Source organism: Streptomyces sp. NPDC004031 (assembly GCF_053604375.1).
Genome location: NZ_JBSGHL010000007.1, coordinates 139,275 through 163,537 on the forward strand (window position 1 = coordinate 139,275; position 24,263 = coordinate 163,537).

Here is a 24,263-nt window from a genome sequence, read left to right on the forward strand (position 1 = left end):
GAGGCGTGGCTCCCCTCCTGGCGGGACTGCAAGGGTCGGATCAGCCCCTGCATATTCCCTGGGGAATCCCCCGCCGGCGATACGTGATTGCGAGCCCCGAAGTGCGTAGACGACGTCAAGTGCGTGAACGGCGGGTCAGGCAGCGCATGCTCGCCGCCCTGCTGGTGTGCGCGGGCACGGTGCTGGCCGCCGCGGCGCCCGGGGTCGCCCTCGGCGTCGGCGACCTGACGTCGGCGCAGGACGGGGCGGCCGCCGCCCGGCTCGCGCAGCGCACCACCGTGCTCGCCCAGGACCTCGGGGACGAGCGGGACGACGTGGCATCCCTCGTCGCCGCGGGCCGGCCCGGTGCCGCCGTGCCCGCGCAGGACGGCACCCGCACCGACCGCCAGGTGCGGGACGTGCTCGGCGCGGGACCGGACAGGGAGCTGCGGGCCGCGCTCGGCACGCTGCCCGGGGTGCGCCGCGCCGCCCTGGGCGCGGCGGGCGGCGGGGCGGGCGTACAGGCGGTCGTGACGGCCTACCAGCCGCTGCTGGACGCCCTCGCCCGCCGGGCGGCGGATCCGGCCGCCGCCGCCCTCACCCGCGCCGCGGACGCGGCCGCCGTGCAGCGCGGGCTGCTCACGGGCGCCCTCGGCGCGGGCGGCGGGCAGCCCGAGCTGGTGGCCGCCGCGCAGGCCGCCCGGCTCCAGGAACGCGCCGCCGTCGCCGACTTCCGGGCCGCCGCGGACGGTGCGCTGCGCGACCGCTACGACAGCACCGTCACCGGCCCGGACGCCGCGCGCGCCGACAAGGACACCACCGCGCTGCTGGACTCCGCCGAACTCACCGGCTCCGACCGGGCGATGGGCGCCGAGCGGGTCCGGGGGGACCTCACCGCCCGGCTCGCGCTGATCCGCAGCGTCGAGGCGTCGGTGGCCACCGACCGGGCCGCCGCGGCAGCCGCCCACCGCGACCACACGGTCACCGTGCTGGAGCTGCGGATCGCCCTCGCCGCCGGGTGCCTGCTGCTGCTCGCCGGAGTGCTCGTCGCCCTCTTCCGCAGCCTGACCCGGCCGCTCGCGGCCCTGCACGTGTGGGCCCGCTCCGAGGCCGCGAGCGGGCGCGGAGCGCAGATCGTCGGGCAGGACGAGTTCGCCGCCGTGGCCCGCCGCGCCAACGCCCTCACGCACGAGGCGCAGGCGCTGCGCGCCCGTACCGCCGACCTCGGCAACGAGCTGACGGCGCAGCGCGGCACCACGCAGAGCACGCGCGGCGCGCTGGCCGGCGCGGTCGCGGAGAAGGACGCGCTGCGCCGCGCCCACGACGAGATGGTCGCCCATGTCGCCGACCTGGACCGCGAGCTGACGGCAGCGGCGACCCGGGACGCGGCCCACATGTCCCATGTCAGCCTCTCCCTGCGCACCTTGGGCCTGGTGGAGCGCCAACTGGCCCTCATCGAGAGCATGGAGGACCAGGAGCAGGATCCGGACCGGCTCGGCACGCTCTTCCAGCTCGACCACCTCGCGACGCGGATGCGCCGCAACAGCGAGACGCTGCTCGTGCTCGGCGGCACCGAGCACAGCCACGGCGCCACCGCGAGCCCCGTGCCGCTCATCGACGTCGTACGCGGTGCGATCTCGGAGATCGAGCGCTACGAGCGGGTCCGCATCCAGGTGCTGCCCGGTGCCCGGGTCGCGGGCCGGGCGGCGGACGACGTGGCCCACCTGGTCGCCGAACTCCTCGACAACGCCACCGGCTTCTCCGCGCCCGAGACCGAAGTGCTGCTGTCCGGGCGGGTGCTGGAGTCCGGCGAGGTCGCGGTCGCGGTCGAGGACGCCGGGATCGGCGTGCCCGCGGAGCGCCTCGCCGAGCTGAACGCGCTGCTCGCCGACCCGGATCCGGCGCCGCCCGGCGCGGTGGCCGGCATGGGCCTGTACGTGGTGTCGCGGCTGGCCCGCAGGCACGGCGTCCAGGTGCGGCTGCACGCGCTGCCGTCGGGCGGCACGCAGGCCGTGGTGCTGCTGCCGGGCCTGATCGTCCCGCCGGTCGGCCCGGACGAGCCGCCCTTCGTGCCGCTGGAGACCGCCGTCACCGGCTTCAGCGGCGGCGACCCCCGCCGCCACCCGTCCCCGCACCCGCACGCCCCGTTCCCGTCCCCGTACGTCCCGGCGCCGCAGCCGTACGCCCCGCACGCCGCCGTGCCGCAGTCGTACGCCCCGCAGGCCCCGGCCCCCTACGTCCCGGCCCAAGTGCCGCACCCGGACGGGCCGTTCACCGCGTCACCCGGCGAGCCGCCCGCCCCCTACCCGGGCCGCGCCGAGGCCGTACCCGGGCACCCCGCGCCCGCCGGGCCGCCGACGCCCGCGCACGGCACGCCCCTCGCGGCGCGCCCCACGCCCCCTCCGGCGGCCCCTGCCGCCCCGCAGACGGCCTCGCCCGAGCACGCGCAGGCCGCGGGCCCCACGGCGCCCACGGCGCCGATAACCGGCCCGCACGGGCTTCCGCAGCGCGTGCCGCGCGGCGCGGGCGGGGCGGTGCGGCCGGTGGCCGCGCCGCCCGCGGCTCCGGTCGACGCGGACCAACTGCGGCGCAGGCTCGCCGGGTTGCAGCGCGGGCTGCAGGCCGGGCGGGCCGACGCCGTACGCGAGGCCGACGCCGCGCGTGAGCGCGGCGCGGCGCCCGGCGGGGAGCCGCGGCAGGGGCCGCGGACGCAGCAGGGGCACACCGACACCGCAGGATCCGTTGAGGAGGCGACCCGTTGAGCGTGGTCGACACGATGACCGGGGCGATCAGCCATGAGGCCCGCAACTTCCGGTGGCTGCTGCGCAACCTGGTCCATGAGGTGCACGGCATCCGCTCGGTCGCGGTGGTGTCCTCGGACGGCCTGCTGCTGTGCGGCTCCGAGCCGGACGCCGAGGGGCCGGGCCCGGACGACACCCCGCCCGCGCACCCGGGCCTGGCCGGCAGCGGCCGGATGGACCTGGCCGCGGTGGTGTCCGGGCTCGCCTCGCTCACCGTGGGCGCCGCGCAGCTCATGGACGGCGGGCGGGTCCGGCAGACCACCGTCGCGATGTCCGGCGGGGTGCTGATCGTGATGTCGATCAGCGACGGCTCGCTGCTCGGCGCGCACGCCACCGCCGACTGCGATCTGAGCGTCGTGGCCTACGAGATGGCGCTGTTCGTCGGCCGCGCCGGACACGTCCTGACACCCGCGCTGCGCAGCGAGCTGCGCCAGTCGGGCGGCGGGGGCGCGCGCTGATGGCGGCGGCCGCCTGGGGGCCGCCCCCGCTGTCGTACGTACCGCCGCGGCAGCCGTACGGCCCGCTGTCGTACGTACCGCCGCAGCAGCCGTACGTTCCGCTGCCGCGCCGCACACCGCACCTCGCCCGGACGGAACGCGCCGACCGCAGGTCACACAGGGTGCGCCCGTACGCTCTGACGGGCCGCCGGGCGCTCGCCGGCAATGCCGGGGGCCCGATGCTCGGCGATCTCGCCGGGCAGGGAAGAATTCGCGTGTACGGTACCGGTCACGGGTCCGTACGCCCCGACCGCGCGCTGCTCGAAAGGGTGCTCAGTGGACTACGCAGGCTCTGACCGCCAGAACGGCCTGCACGCCTGGCCGGTTGAGCGTGACCGCGCGCCGGTCTCCACCAAGATCGTGGTGGCCGGCGGCTTCGGCGTGGGCAAGACCACCTTCGTGGGAGCGGTGTCGGAGATCACCCCGCTGACCACCGAGGCGGTGATGACGCAGGCCAGCGAGGGACTGGACGACCTGGGCGCGACTCCCGACAAGGTCACCACGACCGTCGCGATGGACTTCGGCCGCATCACGCTGGAGGAGGACCTCGTCCTCTACGTCTTCGGCACCCCCGGCCAGCAGCGCTTCTGGTTCATGTGGGACGACCTGGTGCGCGGCGCGATAGGCGCGATCGTGCTCGCCGACACCCGCAGGCTCGCCGACTGCTTCCCGGCGCTCGACTACTTCGACGGCACGGGCCTGCCCTACACCGTCGCCGTCAACCAGTTCGAGGGGACGTACGCCTACACCTCGGAGGACGTGCGCGAGGCGCTCGCCGTGCCGTCGCACATCCCGGTGCAGATCATCGACGCGCGCGAGCGCCGTTCCGTCGTGGACGCGCTGCTGTCCCTCGTCACGCACGCGCTGGCCGACCAGCCGCTGTAGTGGCGGGACCGCTGTCGCCCCGTCACTTGCGGGGCGCCGCCGCGGACTTGCCCGCCGGTGTGCCCTTGCCGGAGGCCGGGGCCTTCCCGGGCGCGGTGGACGCTGCGGACTTCGCAGTCTTCGCGGTCTTCGCCGCCGTGGGCACCTTCACCGCGGGCACCTTGCGCGGCTTGTAGTGCGCGAGCGGCTGCGCGCCCATGTCGGGGCGGACGGCGCCGAGCACCGGGTTGGCGCCGATCGGCGAGATCTTCACGTACGAGCCGGTGTGCGGGGCCTGCACGACCAGGCCGTTGCCGATGTACAGGGCCACATGGGTGGCCTTCGGGAAGTAGATGACCAGGTCGCCCGGCCGCAGCAGCGACAGTGGCACGCGCGGCAGCTTCGCCCACTGCTCCTCCGCGGTGCGCGGGATCGGCACGCCCGCGTGCCCCCACGCCTGCGAGGTCAGGCCCGAGCAGTCGTAGGAGTCCGGGCCCACCGCGCCCCACACGTAGGGCTTGCCGAGCTGCGCGAAGGCGTACGCGATGGCGGCGTCGCCCTTCGCGGAGGGGGCGCGTACGGCCGCGTCCCGGCCCAGCGGCTTGGAGTCCATGAACTCCTGCTGCGCCTTGTCCGCGCCCTGCTGCTCCAGTGCCTCCAGCTCGCTGATCTGGACGCCGCTGAGCCCGGCGAGCAGCGACTCGACCTGCCGCAGGTTCGTCTCGATCTCGGTCTTCTTCGCCGCCTGCGTGTTCTGCGCGGTCTGGGCGGCGTCCAGGGCCTTCTGCGCCTGCGCGTTGAGCCCGGTCAGCCGGTCCTGCTCGGCGGTCAGGCTGTCGACCGCCGCCTGCTGGGTCTCGACCGTGTGCTGCGCGAGGTGCAGGTTGCCGAAGAAGTCCTGCGGATCCTCGCCGCCCAGCATGGCGATGTACGGCGAGAGGCCGCCGGTGCGGTAGAGCTGCCGGGCCAGCAGGCCGACCTGGTCCTTGCCGGCGGCGACCTTGGCGCGGGCGGTCGCGAGCTGCCCGTCCAGTGCGCGGGCCTTGGTGCGCTGCTGGTCGGCGGTGACCTTGGCCTGGTTGTACGACTCGGTGGCCGCCTCGGACTGCTGGTAGAGCGTCTGCAACTGCGTCAGGAGCTGCGGCAGCGAGTCGGGGTCGGCGGTGGCGCCGGGTGTGGGCAGCGAGCCCAGGGTGGCCGTCGGCGTGGTGGGGGGCGTGGTGGCGGGCGGTGCCGGCGGCGGTTCGTACGGGCGGGCGGACGCGGACTGCCCCGCGTTCAGCGACAGCGCCGCCGTCGCGAGCAGCGCGCTGCACACAGCCGCCGAGCGCTGCCAGGACCTGGTGTTGCGAGCCACCGGCATGTACGTGTCCTCCCACATGACGAGCCGTTGTGAGCGTGTCATAGGTTGTCATATCTTCGACTGCCGGAACGTGTCATTCCGCTCCGGGGAGTCGCCCGGTTCCGCAGAACTGCCTCATCGCTTGCCCCATGTCTTCCACGAGCCTCCCCGCGCGCACGGTTCCGTACCCGCAGCGACACACCGGGGAGCCGTAAAACGTTCGAACCCGTGTCCACGGCGGCGGGGCGCCGGGGACACGGGTTCGGGGGAGGCGTGGGGGGATGGGGCGTACGGCCCGGTCACCGCCCTCGGGACCGGGCCGTACGCGTCTGGGGGGCTACCGCGGGGTCAGCCGAAGTAGCTGTCGAAGTTCTTGGAGAACTCCGCGTTGTTGAAGCGGTCCCAGTTGATCGACCAGGTCATGAGGCCGCGCAGGGCGGGCCACTGGCCGTGGGTGGTGTAGCCGCCGCAGCTGGTCTTCTTCGTCAGGCAGTCCAGCGCCTGGTCCACCGCGGCGGGCGCGGTGTACCCGTTGCCCGCGGTGGTGGAGGCGGGCAGGCCGATGGCCACCTGGGAGGGGGCGAGCGCCGGGAACATGTTGGCGGTGTTGCCGGCCACCGGGAAGCCGGTGAGCAGCATGTCCGTCATCGCGATGTGGAAGTCCGCGCCGCCCATGGTGTGGTACTGGTTGTCCAGGCCCATGATCGGCCCGGAGTTGTAGTCCTGGACGTGCAGCAGCGTCAGGTCGCCCCGCATCGCGTAGATCACCGGCAGGTACGCGCCCGCCCGCGGGTCCTGGCCGCCGAACGGACCCGAGCCGTAGAACTGGTAGCCGAGCTGGACGAAGAAGGTCTCGGGCGCCATCGTCAGCACGAAGCCGCTGCCGTAGCGGGCCTTGAGGGACTTCAGCGCCGAGATCAGGTTGACGATCACCGGGGTGGTCGGGTTCTTGAAGTCGGTGTCGCCGGTGTTGAGCGACAGCGAGTGGCCCTCGAAGTCGATGTCGATGCCGTCCAGGCCCCACTGGTCGACGATCGCGGCGACCGACGACACGAAGGCGTCGCGGGCGGCGGTCGTGGTGAGCTGGACCTCGCCGTTGGCGCCGCCGATCGACAGCAGCACCTTCTTGCCCGCGGCCTGCTTGGCCTTGATCGCCGCCTTGAAGTCGGCGTCCGACTCGACCGAGGGGCACTCGCTGACCGAGCAGCGGTTGAAGTGGATCTGCCCGGAGGTCGGCGAGGACGTCTCGCCGAAGGCCAGGTCGATGACGTCCCAGCTGTCGGGCACGTCCGCGAGGCGGGTGTAGCCGGAGCCGTTGGCGAAGGTCTCGTGCAGGTAGCCGACGAGCGCGTGCGTCGGCAGGGTCCCGCCGCCCGGCGGTGTGGTCGGGGGAGTGGTGGGCGGGGTCGTCGGCGGCGTCGTGGGAGGCGTGGTCGGCGGGGTGGTCGGGGGCGTCGTCGGCGGGGTGGTGGGCGGGGTCGTGGTGCCGCCGCCGGGACCCTGGAGCGAGATGTCGTCCGCGAAGTACGCGGGCTGCCCGTACCAGCCGTGCACGAAGACCCCGGCGCTGGTCTGCGTGGCCGTGGTGGTGAAGGACACGCTGAGCTGCGTGTAGCCGCTGGTGCCCGGCGTCCAGGTGCTCGTGCCGCCGTCCACCCCGAGGTAGACGTAGGAGCCGTTGACCTGCGCGGTCAGCGTGTACGTGGTGTTCGGGGCGACGCTCACGGTCTGCTTGCACTGGCCGGTGGCGGACGCGGAGGGCGTCGCCTTCAGCGCGTACGAGCCGCTGTGCGCCTGCCCGGTGACGGCGGAGGCGCCGGCGTCGCACGTCCAGCCGGTCAGGTTGCCGGACTCGAAGCCGCCGTTCGCCAGGAACTCCCCGGCGCTCGCGGACGGGGCGAGGGCGACCAGGCCGCCGACGGCCAGCGCCCCGGCCAGCGCGGCCGACGCCGCGGCCAGTGGTCTCTTCCTGCTGAGCGTGCTGAGCATGGGGGGATGCTCCTTCGCGGGTGCGGTGCGGTGCGGTGCGGGGGAGGGTGCGGTGCGGTGGTGCGTAGGCTCACCGCGCAGCAAACAGGTTTAGACCAATCGTGTCAATGGTCCGGACCAAATCCCCCGCGCCGTCAGCGCGACCGCGACCAGGGCCACTTGGGGCCGGGCGCCCGCTTGCCCTCGGGGTCCCACCGGAAGACCCACGGCGTCCGGTTCTCCCCCTTCACCCCCGGGACACGGTGGTACACGTACCGCTGCCCCTCCACCGGCACGACGTACTCCTTGGGCGGCTGCCCGGTCATCCCCACCACCACCTCGATGACCCGCCCGTCCAGCGGCCCCCCGACGAACTCCGTCTCCTCATGCCTCATGCGCCCACCCTGCCACGGGGTGCGCCACCCGAACGTCTTTCCGGGCCGGAGGCCATAAGGTGGGGCGGTGGCTTACCGGAGAATGGACGTCGAGGCCCGCCGTGCGCAGCTGCTCGCCGCCGCCGTCGATCTGTTCGGCCACCGGCGGCCGGAGGACGTCTCGATCGACGAGGTCGCCGCGGCCGCGGGCGTGTCCCGCCCGCTGGTCTACCGCTACTTCCCCGGCGGGAAGCAGCAGATCTACGAGGCCGCGGTGCTCGGCGCGGCCGACGAGTTGATCGGCCGGTTCGCGGTCGCCGCGGAGGGCCCGCCCACCGGGCGGCTGTCCGCCGCGCTCGACCGCTACCTCGCGTACGTCGAGGAGCACGCCCCCGCGTACGGCGCCCTGCTGGGCGGCGGCAGTGTCGCCGAGACGAGCCGTACGGACGCGATCGTGGACGGGGTGCGGCGCCGCGCCGCGGAGCAGGTGCTGCACCACCTCGGGGTGACCGAACCGGGCCCGCGGCTGGCGATGATGGTGCGCTCGTGGATCGCGTCGGTCGAGGCGGTGTCGCTGATGTGGATCGACGAGGGCCGCAAGCCGTCCCGCGTCGAGCTGCGCGACTGGCTCGTGGACCACTTCACCGGCCTGCTGCTGGTCACCGCGACGACCGACCCGCAGGCGGCCCGTGCGGCGGCCGAGGCGCTGCCGCAGGAGACGGGCGAGAGCCCGGCGGGCGTGCTGCTCGCCCGGCTCGGCGCCCTCGCGCCCGCCGCGGCGCACCTGTTCGACAAGGCGTGACCGCGGCGGGAGCCGTCATGCGGAGGTCAGCCCCGAGGCCTTCCAGATGCGGCGGCTGGGGCCGCGGATGAGGCCGATCTCGTCGAAGAAGTCCATCAGCCGCTTCGCGGACTGCCGCATCACGTCCTGCCGGTGCGGGCTGGTGCGGGCGGCCGCGACGGCCTCCTTCACGTCGAGGCCGACCTCGGCGTAGACCTGCGGGCTGATGAGGGAGCGGGCGATGACCTTGGCGGCCTGCGCGGAGGTGAGGCGGGTGGCCTCGATCTCCCAGCGCGGGGCGGTGACCATCTGCCGGCGCAGCTCCTCGCGGGCGTAGCGGATGTGCCGCGCCTCCTCCACGACGTGGATGCGGGTGATGCCGCGGGTGAGGGTCTGGACGCGCTCGTCCGGGAAGGTCAGCCGCTGCATCCAGTCGAGGATCTCCTCGGCCAGCAGGGTGCCGGTGAAGGAACCGGGCGTGGTGGAGACGGTCTTGAGGACGCGCCCGAGCTGCTGGTCGAAGCGGCTCGGCCGGTAGGCGGGGGTGCCCAGCTTGGTCACCGCGCGGGCGAACATCTTGGAGTGCCGGCACTCGTCGGCGATCTCGGTGAGCGCGTAGCGGACGTGGCCGCTGGTCGGGTCGAGGTCGTAGGTGTGGCGCAGCAGCAGCTGCATGAGGATCGTCTCGAACCACACGCCGATCGAGCACAGCGACGCGGCCTCGTGTCGGCTCAGCTCCATCCGCTGCTCGTCGGTCATCCGGTGCCAGAGTGGGGTGTCGTAGAGCGAGAGCAACTCGGGCGGCCAGAACCAGCGGCCCTCCTCGAAGGGCGCGTCCCAGTCGAGTTCCGTGTCGGGATCGAAGGAGTGCTTCGCGGACGCCGCGAGCAGGCGTTCCGCGGTCTTCTCGCGGTCGGTCAGTGTGGCGTCCATGCCGAACAGGCCTCCGGTGCACGAGGGTTACCAGCGGTACGGGTCTTATGAGACTCTGTGTCAACAAGCCCGTCAAGACCCCGCGCACGAACCGCCGCCCGGCACAGGCGATTGGAGCCGCCCCATGTCGACGCAAGGCCGTTACACCACCGAGCCCGCCGAGTGGTCCTGGCAGGTGCCGGCGCACGGCGCCGCCCGCTTCACCTGGGAGTACGACGACGGCCGTGACCGGCTGCTGGCCCTGTACCAGAAGGGCAAGGACAAGCAGTGGGACGGTATGCGCCGGATCGACTGGGATCTGGAGGTCGATCCGCACGACCCGCTGGGCACCCCCGACGAGGTCATGTCGCTGTACGGCTCGCGCTACTGGGACGCGATGAACGACGCCGACCGCGCGCTGCTGCGCCAGCACTACGCCTCCTGGCAGTTCAGCCAGTTCCTGCACGGCGAGCAGGGCGCGATGGTGTGCGCCGCGCGCATCGTGGAGTCGGTGCCGGACCTGGACGCGAAGTTCTACTCCGCGACCCAGACCATGGACGAGGCCCGGCACGCCGAGATCTACGGGCGCTTCCTGCACGAGAAGATCGGGATGCTCTACCCGATCGACGACAACCTCCAGTCGCTGCTGGGCGACACCCTGCGCGACTCCCGCTGGGACATGCCCTACCTCGGCATGCAGGTGCTCATCGAGGGCCTGGCGCTGGCCGCCTTCGGCATGATCCGCGACACCACCGAAAAGCCGCTGCCCAAGCAGATCCTCGCGTACGTCATGCAGGACGAGGCCCGGCACGTCGCCTTCGGGCGGATGGCGCTGCGCGACTACTACCGGCACCTGTCCGACGCCGAACTGCGCGAGCGCGAGGAGTTCGTGATCGAGGGCTGCTACCTGATGCGCAACCGGCTGCGCGGCCTGGAGGTGCTGGAGAACTTCGGCATCCCCGCCGCCGAGGCCGCCGAGCTGACCGAGTCCTCCGACTTCCTGCGGCTCTTCCGCAAGCTGCTCTTCTCGCGGATCGTGCCGTGCGTGAAGGACATCGGCCTGTGGGGCCCGCGGCTCCAGCAGGCGTACGTCGATCTCGGTGTCTTCGAGCTGGGCGACTCCAACCTGGACCTGCTGATGACGCAGGACGAGGAGATCGCCGAGCGGATGGACGCCGAGCGCTTCGCCGCCGAGGAGCAGGCCCGGGTGACCGAAGTAACCGAAACCATCACCCAGGGGGAGGAAGCTCCGGCGTAGGACCGTACGCTTGTCCGATGACCAGTGAAGGGCCGATATCGCGGCGTGCCGCCCGCCGGGCCAGAGCGCGCCGAAGGCGCCGCAGGAACACGGCGGTCGGCCTGTCGGTGGTCGTCGTCGCCGCCGTGGCGACCGGCTGGGCGGTACTCGGCCGCGGCGGCAGCCCCGCCGGAGCCGCGGCCACCCCGCGGGCGACGGCCACCGGGGCGCCGTCCGGCCCGGCCACCGCGTCCGCGACCGCCACCGGGGCCGCGCACGAGCCGTCCGGCACGATCACCCTCGCCTTCGCCGGCGACGTGCACTTCACCGAGCGCACCGCGAACCGGCTCGGCGTGGATCCCGCGCTCGGCCCGATGTCGCAGGCGCTGGGGGCCGCGGACTTCTCGATGGTCAACCTGGAGACCGCGATCACCACCCGCGGCACCCCGCAGCCGAAGAAGTTCCACTTCCGCACCTCGCCCGACGCGCTCGGCGCCCTCCAGCGCTCCGGCATAGACGCCGTGACGATGGCCAACAACCACGCCGTCGACTACGGCCCGCAGGGGCTGACCGACAGCCTCGCGGCGCAGCGCGACTCGCCGATACCCGTCGTCGGCATCGGCCCCGACGACACCGCCGCCTACCGCCCGTACGTCACGACGGTCAACGGCGTGCGGCTGGCCGTCGTCGCCGCCAGCCAGGTGCAGGACTACACCAACCAGGTCTTCCGCGCCGGGCCCGGCCGCCCCGGCATCGCCTCCGCGCTGGACCGCCCCAAGCTGCTGGCCGCGGTGCGGGACGCGCGCAAGCAGGCCGACGTCGTCGTGGTCTACCTGCACTGGGGCACCGAGGGGCAGAACTGCCCCGGCCCGGAGCAGAAGTCGATCGCCGCCGACCTGTCCGCGGCGGGCGCGACCGCGGTCGTCGGCACGCACGCGCACGTCATGCTCGGCTCGGGCATGCTCGGCCCGACCTATGTCGCCTACGGCTTCGGCAACTTCCTCTGGTACGGCTCCTCGCCCTACCCGCACTCCGACCAGACCGGCGTGACGACCCTCACCGTCACCGGCGGCAAGGTCGCCAAGGCGGTCTTCACCCCGGCCCTGGTCGACGGCCACGGCGTGCCCGAGCCGCAGACGGGAGCCGCGGGCCGGACGATCACCGACCGTTACGAGGGCCTGCGCGGCTGCACCGGCCTCAAGGCCCCGCCGAGCTGAGCCGCGCGGCCGGTCGCCCGCCCGTCGACAGCGCGATTTCGGCCACCTCTCATGACGCGGACATGCGGTGATACGACGATACGTCCGGATCCTGTAACGACCCCTTGGTTGCGTCGTCGTCGCGGAACCGTACCGTGGGCGGCCGCATCTATCCGTTCGCGGAGCAGGTGAGGGACGCTGGGCCGCGGAATCGGGACCTCGGGCGACGAAGTGGGCGGGCGGTCACACACCATGACGGGTTGGCGGACAACGGCCGGGCGGCTGACACCGGAGCGGATCAAGAGCGCACCGCGAGCCCTGGTGATAGGGGTGGCCGTCGTGGTGGTCGTGCTCGCCGCGGTGGTGTCGGCGCTGGTCGCGCCCGGCGGCGGCAGCAGCGGCACCGCGGCGGCCGCGACGACGGGGAGCACGGCGAACGGCAAGAACGCGAAGGACGGCGGCGGGACGGGCGACGGCAAGGGCGGCGGGCACTCCACGTCCCCGCACAAGCCGTCGTCGAAGCCGTCCAGGACCGCGCCGCCGGTCCCCCCGGTGCCGGTCGACATCGTGCACGCGGCCGAAGCCCCCGGCAAGGCCGTCAACATCACCATCGACGACGGCCCCGACCCCGTGTGGACCCCCAAGGTCCTGGAGGTGCTCAAGAAGCACCACGTGCACGCGACCTTCTGCATGATCGGCCCGCAGGCCAAGGCCCACCCCGACCTGGTGCGCCGGGTCGTGGCCGGGGGGCACCGGCTGTGCGACCACACCGTCTCGCACGACGAGTCGATGGACCACAAGCCCCTCGCGTACCAGCAGAAGGAGATCCTGGACGCCCTCGCGATGATCGAGGAGGCGTCCGGCAACGCCCCCGTCCAGTACTACCGGGCCCCCGGCGGCGCCTTCACACCCGCCAGCCGCCAGCTCGCCGCACAGCACGGCATGCGGCCGCTCGGCTGGAACGTCGACACCAAGGACTTCTCCCGGCCCGGCGTCGGGACGATCGTGGCGACGGTCAAGTCGGAGATCTCCAACGGCCCGACGATCCTCTTCCACGACGGGGGCGGCGACCGCGCGCAGACCGTGGCCGCCCTCGACCAGACGCTGACCTGGCTCGCGCAGCAGCACTACACCTTCAGCTTCCCGAAGGTCCGCTGACCGCTCCGGCCCGCACGAACCGCACGGCCCGCACGAACCGCCCGGCTCAGCCGCCCGGTGGCCGCGGCGCCGCCAGCACCGCCCGCATCACCGCACGGGCGATCGGCGCCGCGCTGCCGCCGCCGGAGATGTCCGCCCGAGCCGCCTCCGCGTCCTCCACGACCACGGCGACGGCCACCGCCGCCCGGCTCGCACCCTGCGGCCGGGCGTAGCTGATGAACCACGCGTACGGGGTGCCCTTGTTGCCCACGCCGTGCTGCGCGGTGCCGGTCTTGCCGCCGACCACCGCGCCCGGGATCGCCGCGTTGGTGCCCGTGCCGTCCGTCACGACGGCCTCCATGAGCTGCTGCAACTGCCCGGCGGTGTACCGCGACACGGCCCGGTGCAGCCGCTCGGGCTCGGTCCGCGACACCACCGCGCCGGAGTGGTTGGTGACCTTGTCGACCAGGTACGGGCGCATCAGCTCGCCGCCGTCGCCGACCGCCGCCGCGACCATCGCCATCTGGAGCGGCGTCGCCGTGGTGTCGAACTGCCCGATCGAGGACAGCGCGACCTGGTCCGGGCTCATCGCCGTGTCGAAGTTGCTCTTCGCGACCCCCGGCGGGACACGCAGGCCGGTGTCGTTGAAACCGAAGGCCTGCGCCTGCCGCACCATCGCCCCGAGCCCCACGTCGGCGCCGAGCTTGGCGAAGACGGTGTTGCACGACACCCGGAAGGCGTCCAGCACGCTCGCGTCCGCGCAGCCGCGGCCCTCGTTGGTGAGCGACCAGGCGGTGCCCGGCAGCCGGTACGGGTCGGGGGAGTCGGTCGGCGCCGTCAGATCGGTGACCGCGCCCGACTCCAGCGCCGCCGCGGCCGTGACCACCTTGAAGGCCGAGCCCGGCGGGTAGGTCTGCCGGATCGCCCGGTTGAGCATGGGCTGCGCCGGGTCGTCGTTGAGCGCGCGCCACCGCTCGGCCACCGCCGCGCCCGTACCGGACAGCAGCCCCGGGTCGTAGGACGGCGACGAGACCAGCGCCAGGATCCGGCCCGTCGCCGGGTCCAGGGCGGCGACCGCGCCGCGCCGCCCCGCGAGCCCGGAGTAGGCGGCCTGCTGGGCGGCCGCGTCGATCGTCGTGTGGACGTCGCCGGGGCGCTGCCGGTCACGGGTGATCTCGCTCCACAGCGGCACCGACGCCAGCCGCGCGCTGGTGCCGGACAGCAGCCCGTCCTCGGTGCCCTCCAGCAGCGAGGTGCCGTACGTCTGCGACGCGAAGCCGGTCACGGGCGCGTACAGCGGCCCGTCGCGGTACGTGCGCACGTACGCCAACTGGCCGCCGGTGTCGCGCGAGCCGGTGACGGACCTGCCGCCGACCATGACCGCGCCGCGCGGATGCGCGTAGCGGGCGATGGCGATCCGGCGGTTGGCCGGGTCGGCGGCGTACGAGCCGGACTCGACGACCATCACCCGCACCGCGTTGACCAGCAGCGCCAGCGCGAGGAGCAGGATCAGCACCGCGCAGCGGCGGATGCAGCGGGTCACAGGGGGACGTCCTCTCCCGGCGGCGACGGCGACGGCGACGGCGATGGCGACGGTGGTGGTGGTGGCGGTGGCGGCGGCGCCGGGCGGCGCGCGCTGTCGCTCAGCCGGATCAGCAGCGCCACGATGATCCAGTTGGTCACGACCGACGAACCGCCCTGCGCCAGAAAGGGCATCGCCATACCGGTGAGCGGGATCAGGTCGGTCACCCCGCCGGCGATCACGAACACCTGGAGCGCCACGATCGCCGCGAGCCCCACCGCGAGCAGCCGCCCGAACGGGTCGCGCAGCGCCAGCCCGGCCCGCAGACCGCGCGCCACCAGCAGCGCGTACAGGCCCAGCAGCGCGCACAGTCCGGCCAGGCCCAGCTCCTCGCCCGCAGTCGCCAGGACGAAGTCGGACTTCGCGGCGAAGCCGATGAGCGCCGAATGCCCCTGGCCCAGCCCTGTGCCCAGCACCCCGCCGTCGCCGAACGCGTACAGGGACTGGGCGAGCTGCCCCGGCCCCAGGCCCGCGCGGACGCTCGCGAAGGGGTGCAGCCAGTCCTCGACCCTGCTGTGCACGTGCGGCTCCAGCGAGCCGACCGCGAACGCGCCCGCCGCGCTCAGCAGCATCCCCACCGCGACCCAGCCGGTCCGCCCGGTCGCCACGTAGAGCATCACCACGAACAGCCCGAAGAACAGCAGCGAGGTGCCGAGGTCCCGCTCCAGCACCAGCACCCCGACGCTCAGCAGCCAGATCGTCAGCACCGGCCCCAGCACCCGCCCGGTCGGCAACTGCAGCCGCCGCAGCCCCAGCACGGTACGGCCGGTGTACGCCAGCGCCGCCCGGTTGGCCGCGAGGTAGGCGGCGAAGAAGACCGCGAGCAGCACCTTCGCGAACTCGCCCGGCTGGATCGAGAACCCGGCCGCCCGGATCCAGATCCTCGCGCCGTTCACGGCCGGGAAGAAGATCGGCGCGGCCATCAGCACGAGCGCCGCGGTCACCCCCAGGTAGGAGTAGCGGGCCAGCACCCGGTGGTCGTCCAGCGCCAGCACCGCCAGCACGAACAGCGTGATGCCCAGCGTCGACCACACCAGTTGCGCAGGCGCCGCCCGCGGCCCGAGCACCGGCTCCAGGTCCAGCCGGTAGATCAGCACCAGGCCCACCCCGTTGAGCAGCACCGCGATCGGCAGCAGCAGCGGATCGGCGTACGGGGCGCGGGCGCGTACGGCCAGGTGCGCCAGCACCGCGAGCAGCGCGAGCCCGGCGCCGTACCCGGCGGCGTCCCGCGGGACCGCGCCCGACGTCGCGAGCCCCACCTCGGCGTAGCCGTACACCGACACCAGCACGGCCGCGACGGTGAGCGACAGCTCCACCCCGCGCCCGCGCCGCGGCCCCGCCACCACCGGCCCCTTCGCGGGGGCGGTTCTCGCCGAGGTAGCGCTCATGCCTCGCAACTTAGCAAGCCGTTGCCGACATGTCCGTCATGTCCCCCGCGATGCCCCGCGGGGCGCCCCGCCCCCCAGAGGCTCTGGAGCATGCGCGTGCCGCGCCGGGCACCCGTTTTCAGGCTGCGCGTGCCGCGCGGGGCCCTCGTTTTCAGGGGCGCGGGGAACTGCGCGACAAGCCCCCACCGGGGCGCGGGTAGGCAACCGGCCGAAAGGGGCAGTTCGGTCCGCTCCGGACCACCGGCCGGTGGTGGGTTGCTCGCGCAGTTCCCCGCGCCCCTGGGGGTGCCCGGCGCGGCAGGCGCACGCGGGGCCTCCCGGGGCGAGCCCCGGGGCTGTCGGCGGCCGCGCGTAGGGTGGCGGGGTGAACGCACAGCCTCGCGGAGAGATCGCCCAGACGCTCGCCGACCTCCCGTACGCCTCCGCGCTCGTCCCGTACAGCGGACCCCTGGAGGTCGAGGGGGACTACGACACCGTGCACCTCGACGGCCTGGACGTGGCCGAGGGCGCGCGGGCCGCGGGGGCCCGCTTCCTGGAGTCCGCGCTCAGCGACTGCGTGCTGGCCGGCACGGACCTGCGCGGGGCGCGGTTCAACGACGCCTGGCTGTCGGGCTGCCGCCTGACCGGCTGCACCCTGGCCGGAGGTCAGTGGCTCGACACCGCCGTCCTCGGCAGCTCCCTCGCCGGTGTCGAGCTGTACGACGCGGTGCTGCGCCGCGTCACGTTCGTGCGCTGCAAGCTCGACTCCGTCAACCTGCGGGCGACCGCGCTGCACGACGTCGTCTTCGAGGACTGCGTGCTGCGCGACGTCGATTTCGGCGAGGCCCGGCTGGAGGGCGTGACCTTCCCGGGCAGCCGGATCGAGCAGGCCCGTTTCGGGCGGGCCGTGCTCAAGAACGCCGATCTGCGCGGCGCCCTGACCATCGACCTGGCCGACGGCTACGAGTCGCTGCGCGGCGCGGTGATCACTCCCGCGCAGCTGCTCGACCTCGCGCCCGCCCTCGCCCAGACCCTCGGCCTGACCGTGGCCGAGCCCGCCGCGCCCGCCGGGCGCGCGTCCAGCGCCCGGACCCGGGCCGCAAGCAGAAGGAGCCCCCGCCGATGAGCACCCTCCACGACATCCCGCTGCAGACCCTCGACGGCACCGCGACGACGCTCGCCGAGCACTCAGGCAAGGTCGTGCTGCTCGTGAACGTCGCGTCCAAGTGCGGTCTCACCCCGCAGTACGAGGCCCTGGAGCGGTTGCAGAAGAGCTACGGGGACCGCGGCTTCACGGTCGTCGGCATGCCCTGCAACCAGTTCGGCGGCCAGGAGCCCGGCAGCGCCGAGGAGATCGCAACCTTCTGCTCGACGACGTACGGCGTCAGTTTCCCGCTGCTCGCCAAGGCGGACGTCAACGGTGCGAACCGGCACCCGCTCTACGCCGAGCTGACGCAGGTGGCCGACGCCGAGGGCGAAGCGGGAGATATCACCTGGAATTTCGAGAAGTTCCTGATCAGCGGCTCGGGCGAGGCCGTGGCCCGGTTCCGTCCGCGTGTCGTTCCCGAGGCTGACGAGGTGATTGGTGCGATCGAGGCAAACCTGCCCCGCTGACCCACCGGCCGTGGTGGCGATCACCCGGCTGACCAGCGGCGAAGATGCCTAGATGCGCGAACGCGCCATGGCAGGATCCGGCCGGTTCCAGGACATTGTCCGGAACCGGCCGTGCTGGTTTTCTGTAATCACCGCCCCGGCAACGAGAAGGGACAGTGGAGTGCACGACTACGGGTTCCGCACCGGCCACCTGTGTGTCGACACGGACCCTGCACTCTGCGTTCCTTGCCAGGAGCGTTTGGATCGGCAGCTCGCCTTGCTTCCCCGGGTATACGGCGAGCTTGAGGTCGCACTCGTAGCAGCGCAGGACCCCGGCGACAGACTGTCCGGTACTGACCGGCCCGGCATCCCCCTGAACGGGCCGGCAGTCGAGGCGCGCGCCGCTATTCGAGACACTCTGACCTCCTGGGCCGATCTGATGGTCGAGGGCCGCACCGTCCGCCTCCCCCTGCGGACGGTGCCGGCCCTCGCGGCCTTCCTCCGGCGCCATCTCGGCTGGCTCGCGGTGCATCCCGCGGCCGACGACGCGGCGACCGACATCGACACCGTGCTCCAGCGCGCCCTGGCCGTCGCCAGGCCGCACGAAGCCCTCATGGCCGCGACGGCCGCCGTCGGGTCCTGACCCGAGCCCCGACCCAGGCCCACCGGCCGTAGGGAATCATCCCCCCACAAAAATGCACAAAGCACCGCGCGGTCCGCGAATCATCACGGGCCGCGCGGTGCTGTGTCCGCCGCGGTACGGGCCGATCGCCCTCAGACCTGAACGGTGCTGGGGAACCACCCGGCAGGCGTGGCCGTGGTGGTGCTGGGGAACCAGCCGATGGGCGTGGCGGTGGTCGTGCTGGGGAACCAGCCCGCGGGCGAGACACTCGGGAACCACCCGGCAGGCGTGGCCGTGGTAGTACTCGGGAACCAACCAGCGGGCGAAACGCTCGGGAACCACCCGTCGGGGGTGACCGTCGTAGTACTCGGGAACCAACCGGCGGGCGTCACACTCGGGAACCAGCCGTCGGGCGAGACGGTGCCGGTCTTGGCGACGGGTGCGGGCGCAGGCGCGGGCGCGGAGGAGGAGTCGGCGGCAACAGCCGTGCCGGCAGCCGACGACAGAGCGAGCACCAGTGCTGCTACAGCGGAGACATGGGTCGAACGCCGGATCCGCGACATCTTAATCCTTAGGTGGGCAGAGGAAGTGACGTGCTCACTATGGAGTAGGGACACATGACTTTCCTAATGATGGCAAATGCAACCTGCATCGAACCAGGTAGTGCATGTGCGTATCTCTGCCATGGCGTGAATACGCCGGTCTGATCGCGTCACCTGAGGACGTCAGATCAGACGGTGGGCCGCGGCGAGGACTCCGGCCTGGAATCGGCTGTCTGCTTCAAGATAGCGCATGATCTCGGAAACCAGGCGACTCACTGTCCTCAATGACACCCCGAGTTTCCGGGCGATCCGCTCGTCCGTCAAGCCGTTGGCCAGCAGCCTCATGGTCGTACGGTGCTGCTCGGTCAGCTCGCTGTCGGATTCCAGGCTCGGCGGCGTGTTCGCGCTGTAGGGGACCGAGCGCAGCCAGCAATCCTCGTACATGGCCACGTACGAACGCACCAGGGCGGGCCCGCGGATGACAATGGCGGGGCCCAGCGGCTCATCCGGATTCGCCAATACCAAAGCGCTGTGTGTATCGGCCATCAGGAGGTCGAAAGGAACCTGCGGGGCGAGCCGGACTTCCACTCCCGCGGCAGTGAGATCCGACAGGTATTTACGTTGCCGGGGTGCTGAATTAATGCTCTGGCCATAAATGGCGCGCACTTTGATGCCACGTGCGATGAGTTCGCTGTCGGCGGTGAGGGAACTCGCCAGGACCTCGCTGGACGGCAGCGGGCCCGGGTGCATCCAGCTGGCCGTCTCGGTGATCGTCGCGTCGAAGTCCCGCAGGAACCGGCGCCGCCGGTGGTCCCGGGTGATCAGCTCGACCTCGATCTCGGCGTTCTCCCGCAGCACCGCGGGGCGGTAGCGCTCCATCAGCGACTCCGCGGCCTCGACCATCGAGGTCAGCTCGTCGCGCTGGCGCCGCAGCGACGCCCGCTGCCGGGCCAGCAGCTCGATCAGCGCGGTGTCCGGCTCGACCGCGTCCACCGTGTCGGCGCCCTCGGTCGGGCGTATGAGCCCCAGCTCCGCCAGCTCCTGCCAGCCCGCCTCGGACTCGGCCTCGGTCAGGCCGAGCGCCGCCGCGGCCTTGTCCGGGGCGACGGCCCCCTGGCTGCGCAGTGTCTGATAAAGGGCGAGCCCGATGTCGGCCGCATTCGGCCCACCGCCCCTCACCGAATTGGCCACGGATTCCCTCTTTCGTCGCGCGGTGCGCCGAAACGTGCAGCTGCCTGCAAGGTGGCAACCGCACCCTATACCGACTCTAGCAATGGATGGCCCCCTTGCCAGGGGTGAGATCACGGTTCGGACACCCCGGCGTCGCGGTCGCGCCACGTTTCCTGGTAGGAACGAGAGCCGGCCGGGCGAAAGGATGAGCACGATGCGTCACACGGGGCGGCAGGGGCTGCCGGAGGAGACCGCCGACGAGCATGGCGGAGGCCTCACCGGGGCGGACGGGCCGGGGCACGCGCCGGTCCCGGTCGTCGTCGTCGGGGCCGGGAAGGTCGCGCACGCCGCGCATCTGCGCGAGATGCGCGACCTGCCGCGGGTGATCCGGCCCGCGGCGGTGATCGACCCGGACCCGGCGCACCGCGCGGCGGTGATGGCGGGATTCGACCGGGTCGCGGTGTGCACCACCGCCCAGGAGGCGGTGTGGGCCGGGGCGCAGGCCGCGCTGGTGCTCTCCCCGTGGTGGACCCACCGGGACGCGGTGCTCGGCTGCCTGGAGGCCGGGCTGCCGGTGCTGTGCGAGAAGCCGGTGAGCCTGGACCCGGCGGAGATCGACGAACTGGCCGCCGCCGAACGGCGCACCGGTGTGCCCGTGACCGCCGGCTACATGAAGCGGCACGATCCGGTCGTGCAGCTCTTCGTCGAGCACTGCCGGGACAACGCGGCCACCGCCCGCCGGATCAGCGTCGACATCCACGACCCCAACGCCCCGCACCTGGTCGATCACCTCGTCCCGTACCCCGCCCCGCCCTACGGGCCGCAGCCGCCCGCCGCGCAGGAGGCGCTCGGCCGGGCGCTCGGCCCCGGCGCGAGCGGCACGCAGCGCGAGGTGTACGCCCGGGGCCTGGGCGGTTCGCTCATCCACCAGGTCAACATCGTGCACGCCGCGCTGGAGGGAACCGGGCGCACGCTGCACGGGTCGCTGGAGCACAGCGTGCAGTGGGCCGGCGGCAGCGCGGTGAGCTGCCGGTGGCGGCCGGACGACGGGCTGCTCGTCGAGGTCAGCCATCTGCGGCTGCCCGAGCACCGGCGCTACCGCGAGACGATCGAGTTCACCGGCACCGACACCGTCGCGACCCTCACCCTGCCCTCGCCGTACGCGCGCGACGAGGGCGCGACGCTGCACATCGACACGTGGGAGCCGGACACCGGCGCCGCCACCCGCACCACGCACCGCTCCGGGCCCGCGGTGACGGGCTTCCGCGAGCAGTTGCGGGCCTGGGCCCGCAGCGTCGCGTGGACTCCCGGCGCCGAGGGCCCGCCCGCCCCGCGCCGCGGGATCTGGCCGCTGCCGGGGCTGCGCGAGGTGCGCGCGGACACCCTCGCGGTCAGGGAGGCGGCGCTGCGGCTGACGTGAGGCGGGGGCTCACTCGGCCTCGGGCTCGGGCTTGATCGCGGTCGGGTCCGGCACGTGCGGCAGGACGTCGGCGAGGTACGAGGCGACGGCCGCCTCCAGGCCGACGTCCTTGCCCGCCTCCTCCGACATGTACCAGCGGTGCTCCAGCAGCTCGTGGTAGATCTGCGCGGGGTCCAGGCTGCGCCGCAGCTCGACCGGGATCAGCCGCACCGCGGGCCGGAAGACCTGCCGCACCCAGCGGTGCGCGAGCACCTCGGGCCGGGCGCCCAGCGGGTCGCCGGGGGCGTAGTCGTCCTGGGTGGTCATCCAGGACTCCAGGTCGTTGAGCAGGCTGCGGGCCTGGTTCTCCTCGGTGTCCATGCCGGTGAGCCGCAGCAGCTGCCGCTGGTGGTGACCGGCGTCCACGACCTTGGGCAGGAAGGTGATGGTGTCGCCCTCGGGGGAGCGCTGGATCTGCATCTCGGCGACGTCGAAGCCGAGGTCGTTGAGGCGGCGTATCCGGCGGTCGATGTACTGCCGCTTGTCGGCCGGGTAGACGGACTGCCGGGTCAGCTCGTGCCACAGGTCGTTGTAGCGCGAGCAGATGGCCTCGGCGAAGGTCACCGGGTCGACGGCCGGGTGCAGCGAGCCGCCCGCCTCCAGGTCCATCAGCTCACCGGCGATGTTCACCCGGGCCAGGTCGATGTCGTAGTCGCGCTGCCCGGCGGTCAGCTCCGGCTGGATCTGCCCGGTCTCGGCGTCCACCAGGTAGGCGGCGAAGGCGCCCGCGTCACGCCGGAAGAGGGTGTTGGACAGCGAGCAGTCGCCCCACGCGAAGCCGACCAGGTGCAGCCGCACGAGCAGCACCGCGAGCGCGTCCAGCAGCCGGTTGACGGTGCTGGGCCGCATCGTCGTCTCGAACATCGAGCGGTAGGGCAGCGAGCCGTTCAGGTGCCGGGTGACGAGCGCGGGCTCCAGCGGGGTGCCGTCCGCGGCCTCCCGCCCGGTGACGACGGCGATCGGGTCGACCCCGGGTATGCCGAGCCGGTCCAGGTCGCGCAGCAGCCCGTACTCGCGCACCGCCGCCCACTCGCTGACCTCCTTGACCGCCACCACCTCGTCCCCGGCCCGCGCGAAGCGCACCACGTGCCGGGAGATGCCGCGCGGCAGCGCGACGAGCGACGCGTCCGACCACTGCTCCAGCGGCAGGTGCCACTCCAGGTCCAGCAGGGCGGAAGGGTGGTCGGCGTCGAAGGCCCTGATCTGCAGCGGCATGGCGGCGGCTCGGCTTCCTCGGGAGGGGGACGGGGCGGCGCGGCGCCGCAGCTTCGATGGTGCCATGCGCGACACGCGGGGCCGTCGGCGGGAATACGGTCGACAGCGGGCCCGCGGATCGAAGAGCATGCCTGCTCATGACCAGAACAGACCTGCCGCCCACCGGCGACGAGCGCACCACGCTCACGACCTTCCTCGACTACGCCCGCGACACCGCCCGGGAGAAGTGCGAGGGCGCCACCGACGAGCACGGCCGCGGCGCCCCGCTGCCCGGCTCCCCGCTCATGACGCTGTCCGGTGTGATCAACCACCTGCGCTGGGTGGAGCACTGGTGGTTCGACGTGATCTTCCTCGGCGAGGAGGACCGCGGCCCGTGGACGGACGAGGACCCCGACCGCGAGTTCACCGTGGACCTCGGCCTCCCCCTCGCCGACGTCCTCGCCGCCTACGCCGCCGACGCCGAGCGCCACCGCGCGACGGCCGCCGCCCACTCCCTCGACGACCTCGCCCGCCGCCCGATCCGGGACGGCAGCCATGTCAACCTGCGCTGGGTCCTGATGCACCTCGTCGAGGAGACCGCCCGCCACAACGGCCACCTCGACATCCTGCGCGAACTGGCCGACGGCACGACGGGCCAGTGACCCGGCTCGGTGATCCGGCTCGGTGACGCGGCCCGGTGACCCGGCGGGGAACCGCGTGCTAGCGTCGGCGGCGCCGTGCATCGATGACGACCGGAGGAGGTGAGACCGATCAGCGTACTGACAGGTCGGGCCCGCCCTCTCCTCGCGCATGGCTGAGGGAGCGCCCGCGCACGCGCGACGCGCGTGAGGCATCCCGAAAGGCGTGAACGCCATGCGTTTCACTCTCCGCCCGGATTCGTCGGTCGCCGACGGCGTCCGGAGCAGGCATTTCTCTCTCGGTGAGATCCCCGGCGTCCTGTGGACCCCGGACGGGGCGGCACCGGGCACCCGGCCGCTCGTGCTCGTCGGGCACGGGGGCGGGCAGCACAAGCTGGCCCCGCTGGTGACCGCCCGCGCGGAGCACTTCGTGCGGGAGTGCGGCTTCGCGGCCGCCGCCGTGGACGTGCCGGGGCACGGGGACCGGCCCACCGACCCGGAACTGGACGCGCTCGCCACCGCGAACGGGCAGCGGATCGCGGCGGGCGCGCAGCCGTACCCGCTGATCGCGGACTTCCAGGCGCTCGTCGCCCGCCGCACCGTGCCGGAGTGGCGGGCGGTGCTGGACGCCCTCCAGGGGCTGCCGGACGTCGGGGCGGGGCCGGTCGGCTACTGGGGGGTGTCGCTGGGCTGCGGGCTCGGCGTGCCCTTCGCCGCCGCCGAACCCCGGGTGCGGGCGGCCGTGCTGGGGCTGAGCGGGGCGCGGGCGCTGGCGGACGCGGCGGCGCGGATCACCGTCCCCGTACGGTTCCTGCTGGCGTGGGACGACGAGCGGATCCCGCGGGCAGAGGGGCTGGCCCTCTTCGACGCGTTCGGCGCGGCGGACAAGTCCCTGCACGCCCACCCCGGTCCGCACTCCACGCCGCTCCCGGCGGACGAACCGGCGGACGCGGCCCGCTTCCTGGCCCGCCACCTGGTCTGACGACGGCGGACGGCCCGCCCCCCGGT

General features: G+C 73.3%; 23 protein-coding genes. 15 read left to right on the forward strand and 8 right to left on the reverse strand.

Features of this window, described 5'->3' with window-relative positions; translation table 11 throughout:
- Positions 1-119 precede the first annotated feature (119 nt).
- Genes ACWERV_RS06505 through ACWERV_RS06520 form a run of 4 tightly spaced genes read left to right on the forward strand, consistent with a single transcriptional unit; the run spans position 120 to position 4,162 of the window.
- Positions 120-2,741 carry a nitrate- and nitrite sensing domain-containing protein gene (locus tag ACWERV_RS06505; protein WP_452929536.1) on the forward strand — a complete coding sequence of 874 codons (2,622 nt, stop codon included), beginning with the start codon at positions 120-122 and terminating at the stop codon, positions 2,739-2,741.
- Between the two features lie 14 nt (positions 2,742-2,755).
- Positions 2,756-3,238, forward strand: a complete 483-nt coding sequence (locus tag ACWERV_RS06510; RefSeq protein ID WP_452929653.1) for a roadblock/LC7 domain-containing protein — start codon at positions 2,756-2,758, stop codon at positions 3,236-3,238.
- On the forward strand, positions 3,238-3,573 hold the full coding sequence (locus ACWERV_RS06515) for a hypothetical protein (protein ID WP_398183147.1): 336 nt from the start codon (positions 3,238-3,240) through the stop codon (positions 3,571-3,573). Before ACWERV_RS06510 ends, ACWERV_RS06515 begins: the two co-directional genes overlap by 1 nt.
- Complete coding sequence (locus tag ACWERV_RS06520) at positions 3,554-4,162, forward strand: GTP-binding protein (RefSeq protein WP_398183151.1); 609 nt, start codon at positions 3,554-3,556, stop codon at positions 4,160-4,162. The genes ACWERV_RS06515 and ACWERV_RS06520 overlap by 20 nt, the downstream gene beginning before the upstream one ends.
- Before the next feature lie 22 nt (positions 4,163-4,184).
- Here ACWERV_RS06520 and ACWERV_RS06525 read toward each other — a convergent pair whose 3' ends face one another.
- The 3 genes from ACWERV_RS06525 to ACWERV_RS06535 form a co-directional block, all read right to left on the reverse strand.
- Complete coding sequence (locus tag ACWERV_RS06525; protein ID WP_452929540.1) at positions 4,185-5,546, reverse strand: NlpC/P60 family protein; 1,362 nt, start codon at positions 5,544-5,546, stop codon at positions 4,185-4,187.
- Positions 5,547-5,831: 285 nt separating this feature from the next.
- Positions 5,832-7,472, reverse strand: coding sequence for a chitinase (locus ACWERV_RS06530; RefSeq protein WP_452929543.1), 1,641 nt, complete (start codon positions 7,470-7,472; stop codon positions 5,832-5,834).
- Positions 7,473-7,606: 134 nt separating this feature from the next.
- Positions 7,607-7,846, reverse strand: a complete 240-nt coding sequence (locus tag ACWERV_RS06535) for a hypothetical protein (RefSeq protein ID WP_452929545.1) — start codon at positions 7,844-7,846, stop codon at positions 7,607-7,609.
- 82 nt (positions 7,847-7,928) lie between these two features.
- On the opposite strand from ACWERV_RS06535, the gene ACWERV_RS06540 reads away from it, so the two are divergent.
- Positions 7,929-8,627: a TetR/AcrR family transcriptional regulator gene (locus tag ACWERV_RS06540; protein ID WP_398183440.1), complete on the forward strand. Its 699-nt coding sequence runs from the start codon at positions 7,929-7,931 to the stop codon at positions 8,625-8,627.
- 15 nt (positions 8,628-8,642) lie between these two features.
- On the opposite strand, the gene ACWERV_RS06545 is transcribed toward ACWERV_RS06540, so the two are convergent.
- Positions 8,643-9,539 (reverse strand): AurF N-oxygenase family protein, encoded by an 897-nt coding sequence (locus ACWERV_RS06545; RefSeq protein WP_452929547.1) that lies wholly within the window; start codon positions 9,537-9,539, stop codon positions 8,643-8,645.
- 124 nt (positions 9,540-9,663) lie between these two features.
- Here ACWERV_RS06545 and ACWERV_RS06550 point away from each other — a divergent pair, with 124 nt between their 5' ends.
- From ACWERV_RS06550 to ACWERV_RS06560, 3 genes are all read left to right on the forward strand, one after another.
- Complete coding sequence (locus tag ACWERV_RS06550) at positions 9,664-10,776, forward strand: ferritin-like domain-containing protein (protein ID WP_452929550.1); 1,113 nt, start codon at positions 9,664-9,666, stop codon at positions 10,774-10,776.
- Positions 10,777-10,793: 17 nt separating this feature from the next.
- The gene (locus tag ACWERV_RS06555) at positions 10,794-11,972 is read left to right on the forward strand and encodes a CapA family protein (RefSeq protein WP_452929553.1); all 1,179 of its coding nucleotides are present in this window, start codon (positions 10,794-10,796) and stop codon (positions 11,970-11,972) included.
- 231 nt (positions 11,973-12,203) lie between these two features.
- The gene (locus ACWERV_RS06560) at positions 12,204-13,109 is read left to right on the forward strand and encodes a polysaccharide deacetylase family protein (RefSeq protein WP_452929556.1); all 906 of its coding nucleotides are present in this window, start codon (positions 12,204-12,206) and stop codon (positions 13,107-13,109) included.
- A 46-nt stretch (positions 13,110-13,155) separates the two neighbouring features.
- Here the strand turns inward: ACWERV_RS06560 and ACWERV_RS06565 are convergent, their stop codons facing one another.
- Positions 13,156-14,631: a penicillin-binding transpeptidase domain-containing protein gene (locus tag ACWERV_RS06565; RefSeq protein WP_452929558.1), complete on the reverse strand. Its 1,476-nt coding sequence runs from the start codon at positions 14,629-14,631 to the stop codon at positions 13,156-13,158.
- Positions 14,628-16,058 (reverse strand): FtsW/RodA/SpoVE family cell cycle protein, encoded by a 1,431-nt coding sequence (locus tag ACWERV_RS06570; protein ID WP_452929561.1) that lies wholly within the window; start codon positions 16,056-16,058, stop codon positions 14,628-14,630. The genes ACWERV_RS06565 and ACWERV_RS06570 overlap by 4 nt, the downstream gene beginning before the upstream one ends.
- 364 nt (positions 16,059-16,422) lie before the next feature.
- Between ACWERV_RS06570 and ACWERV_RS06575 the strand changes: the two genes are divergently transcribed.
- The 4 genes from ACWERV_RS06575 to ACWERV_RS06590 all read left to right on the forward strand — a co-directional run bounded on the left by ACWERV_RS06575 (position 16,423) and on the right by ACWERV_RS06590 (position 18,873).
- Positions 16,423-17,163, forward strand: a complete 741-nt coding sequence (locus ACWERV_RS06575; RefSeq protein WP_398183190.1) for a pentapeptide repeat-containing protein — start codon at positions 16,423-16,425, stop codon at positions 17,161-17,163.
- Positions 17,160-17,651 (forward strand): glutathione peroxidase, encoded by a 492-nt coding sequence (locus tag ACWERV_RS06580; RefSeq protein ID WP_452929564.1) that lies wholly within the window; start codon positions 17,160-17,162, stop codon positions 17,649-17,651. The genes ACWERV_RS06575 and ACWERV_RS06580 overlap by 4 nt, the downstream gene beginning before the upstream one ends.
- 418 nt (positions 17,652-18,069) lie before the next feature.
- Entirely contained in the window at positions 18,070-18,273 is a 204-nt protein-coding gene (locus ACWERV_RS06585; protein ID WP_452929565.1) for a hypothetical protein, read from the forward strand.
- A 168-nt stretch (positions 18,274-18,441) separates the two neighbouring features.
- Positions 18,442-18,873 carry a hypothetical protein gene (locus ACWERV_RS06590; RefSeq protein WP_398183199.1) on the forward strand — a complete coding sequence of 144 codons (432 nt, stop codon included), beginning with the start codon at positions 18,442-18,444 and terminating at the stop codon, positions 18,871-18,873.
- A gap of 104 nt (positions 18,874-18,977) precedes the next feature.
- On the opposite strand, the gene ACWERV_RS06595 is transcribed toward ACWERV_RS06590, so the two are convergent.
- Positions 18,978-19,985: a LuxR C-terminal-related transcriptional regulator gene (locus ACWERV_RS06595; protein WP_398183202.1), complete on the reverse strand. Its 1,008-nt coding sequence runs from the start codon at positions 19,983-19,985 to the stop codon at positions 18,978-18,980.
- A 193-nt stretch (positions 19,986-20,178) separates the two neighbouring features.
- Between ACWERV_RS06595 and ACWERV_RS06600 the strand changes: the two genes are divergently transcribed.
- A complete protein-coding gene (locus ACWERV_RS06600; protein ID WP_452929568.1) occupies positions 20,179-21,384 on the forward strand; it encodes a Gfo/Idh/MocA family protein in 1,206 nt (401 codons plus the stop codon).
- Positions 21,385-21,393: 9 nt separating this feature from the next.
- On the opposite strand, the gene ACWERV_RS06605 is transcribed toward ACWERV_RS06600, so the two are convergent.
- Entirely contained in the window at positions 21,394-22,638 is a 1,245-nt protein-coding gene (locus tag ACWERV_RS06605; protein WP_452929571.1) for a DUF4032 domain-containing protein, read from the reverse strand.
- A gap of 137 nt (positions 22,639-22,775) precedes the next feature.
- Between ACWERV_RS06605 and ACWERV_RS06610 the strand changes: the two genes are divergently transcribed.
- Entirely contained in the window at positions 22,776-23,279 is a 504-nt protein-coding gene (locus ACWERV_RS06610; RefSeq protein WP_452929574.1) for a DinB family protein, read from the forward strand.
- A 211-nt stretch (positions 23,280-23,490) separates the two neighbouring features.
- Positions 23,491-24,237, forward strand: a complete 747-nt coding sequence (locus tag ACWERV_RS06615) for a dienelactone hydrolase family protein (RefSeq protein ID WP_452929576.1) — start codon at positions 23,491-23,493, stop codon at positions 24,235-24,237.
- Positions 24,238-24,263 lie beyond the last annotated feature (26 nt).

Coding starts and splice junctions, on each gene's coding strand:
- ACWERV_RS06510 (WP_452929653.1), top strand. CDS start 2,756: ATGACCGGGGCGATCAGCCATGAGGCCCGCAACTTCCGGTGGCTGCTG.
- ACWERV_RS06515 (WP_398183147.1), top strand. CDS start 3,238: ATGGCGGCGGCCGCCTGGGGGCCGCCCCCGCTGTCGTACGTACCGCCG.
- ACWERV_RS06525 (WP_452929540.1), bottom strand. CDS start 5,546: ATGACACGCTCACAACGGCTCGTCATGTGGGAGGACACGTACATGCCG.
- ACWERV_RS06530 (WP_452929543.1), bottom strand. CDS start 7,472: ATGCTCAGCACGCTCAGCAGGAAGAGACCACTGGCCGCGGCGTCGGCC.
- ACWERV_RS06535 (WP_452929545.1), bottom strand. CDS start 7,846: ATGAGGCATGAGGAGACGGAGTTCGTCGGGGGGCCGCTGGACGGGCGG.
- ACWERV_RS06540 (WP_398183440.1), top strand. CDS start 7,929: ATGGACGTCGAGGCCCGCCGTGCGCAGCTGCTCGCCGCCGCCGTCGAT.
- ACWERV_RS06545 (WP_452929547.1), bottom strand. CDS start 9,539: ATGGACGCCACACTGACCGACCGCGAGAAGACCGCGGAACGCCTGCTC.
- ACWERV_RS06550 (WP_452929550.1), top strand. CDS start 9,664: ATGTCGACGCAAGGCCGTTACACCACCGAGCCCGCCGAGTGGTCCTGG.
- ACWERV_RS06555 (WP_452929553.1), top strand. CDS start 10,794: ATGACCAGTGAAGGGCCGATATCGCGGCGTGCCGCCCGCCGGGCCAGA.
- ACWERV_RS06560 (WP_452929556.1), top strand. CDS start 12,204: ATGACGGGTTGGCGGACAACGGCCGGGCGGCTGACACCGGAGCGGATC.
- ACWERV_RS06570 (WP_452929561.1), bottom strand. CDS start 16,058: ATGAGCGCTACCTCGGCGAGAACCGCCCCCGCGAAGGGGCCGGTGGTG.
- ACWERV_RS06580 (WP_452929564.1), top strand. CDS start 17,160: ATGAGCACCCTCCACGACATCCCGCTGCAGACCCTCGACGGCACCGCG.
- ACWERV_RS06585 (WP_452929565.1), top strand. CDS start 18,070: ATGGTCGAGGGCCGCACCGTCCGCCTCCCCCTGCGGACGGTGCCGGCC.
- ACWERV_RS06600 (WP_452929568.1), top strand. CDS start 20,179: ATGCGTCACACGGGGCGGCAGGGGCTGCCGGAGGAGACCGCCGACGAG.
- ACWERV_RS06605 (WP_452929571.1), bottom strand. CDS start 22,638: ATGCCGCTGCAGATCAGGGCCTTCGACGCCGACCACCCTTCCGCCCTG.
- ACWERV_RS06610 (WP_452929574.1), top strand. CDS start 22,776: ATGACCAGAACAGACCTGCCGCCCACCGGCGACGAGCGCACCACGCTC.
- ACWERV_RS06615 (WP_452929576.1), top strand. CDS start 23,491: ATGCGTTTCACTCTCCGCCCGGATTCGTCGGTCGCCGACGGCGTCCGG.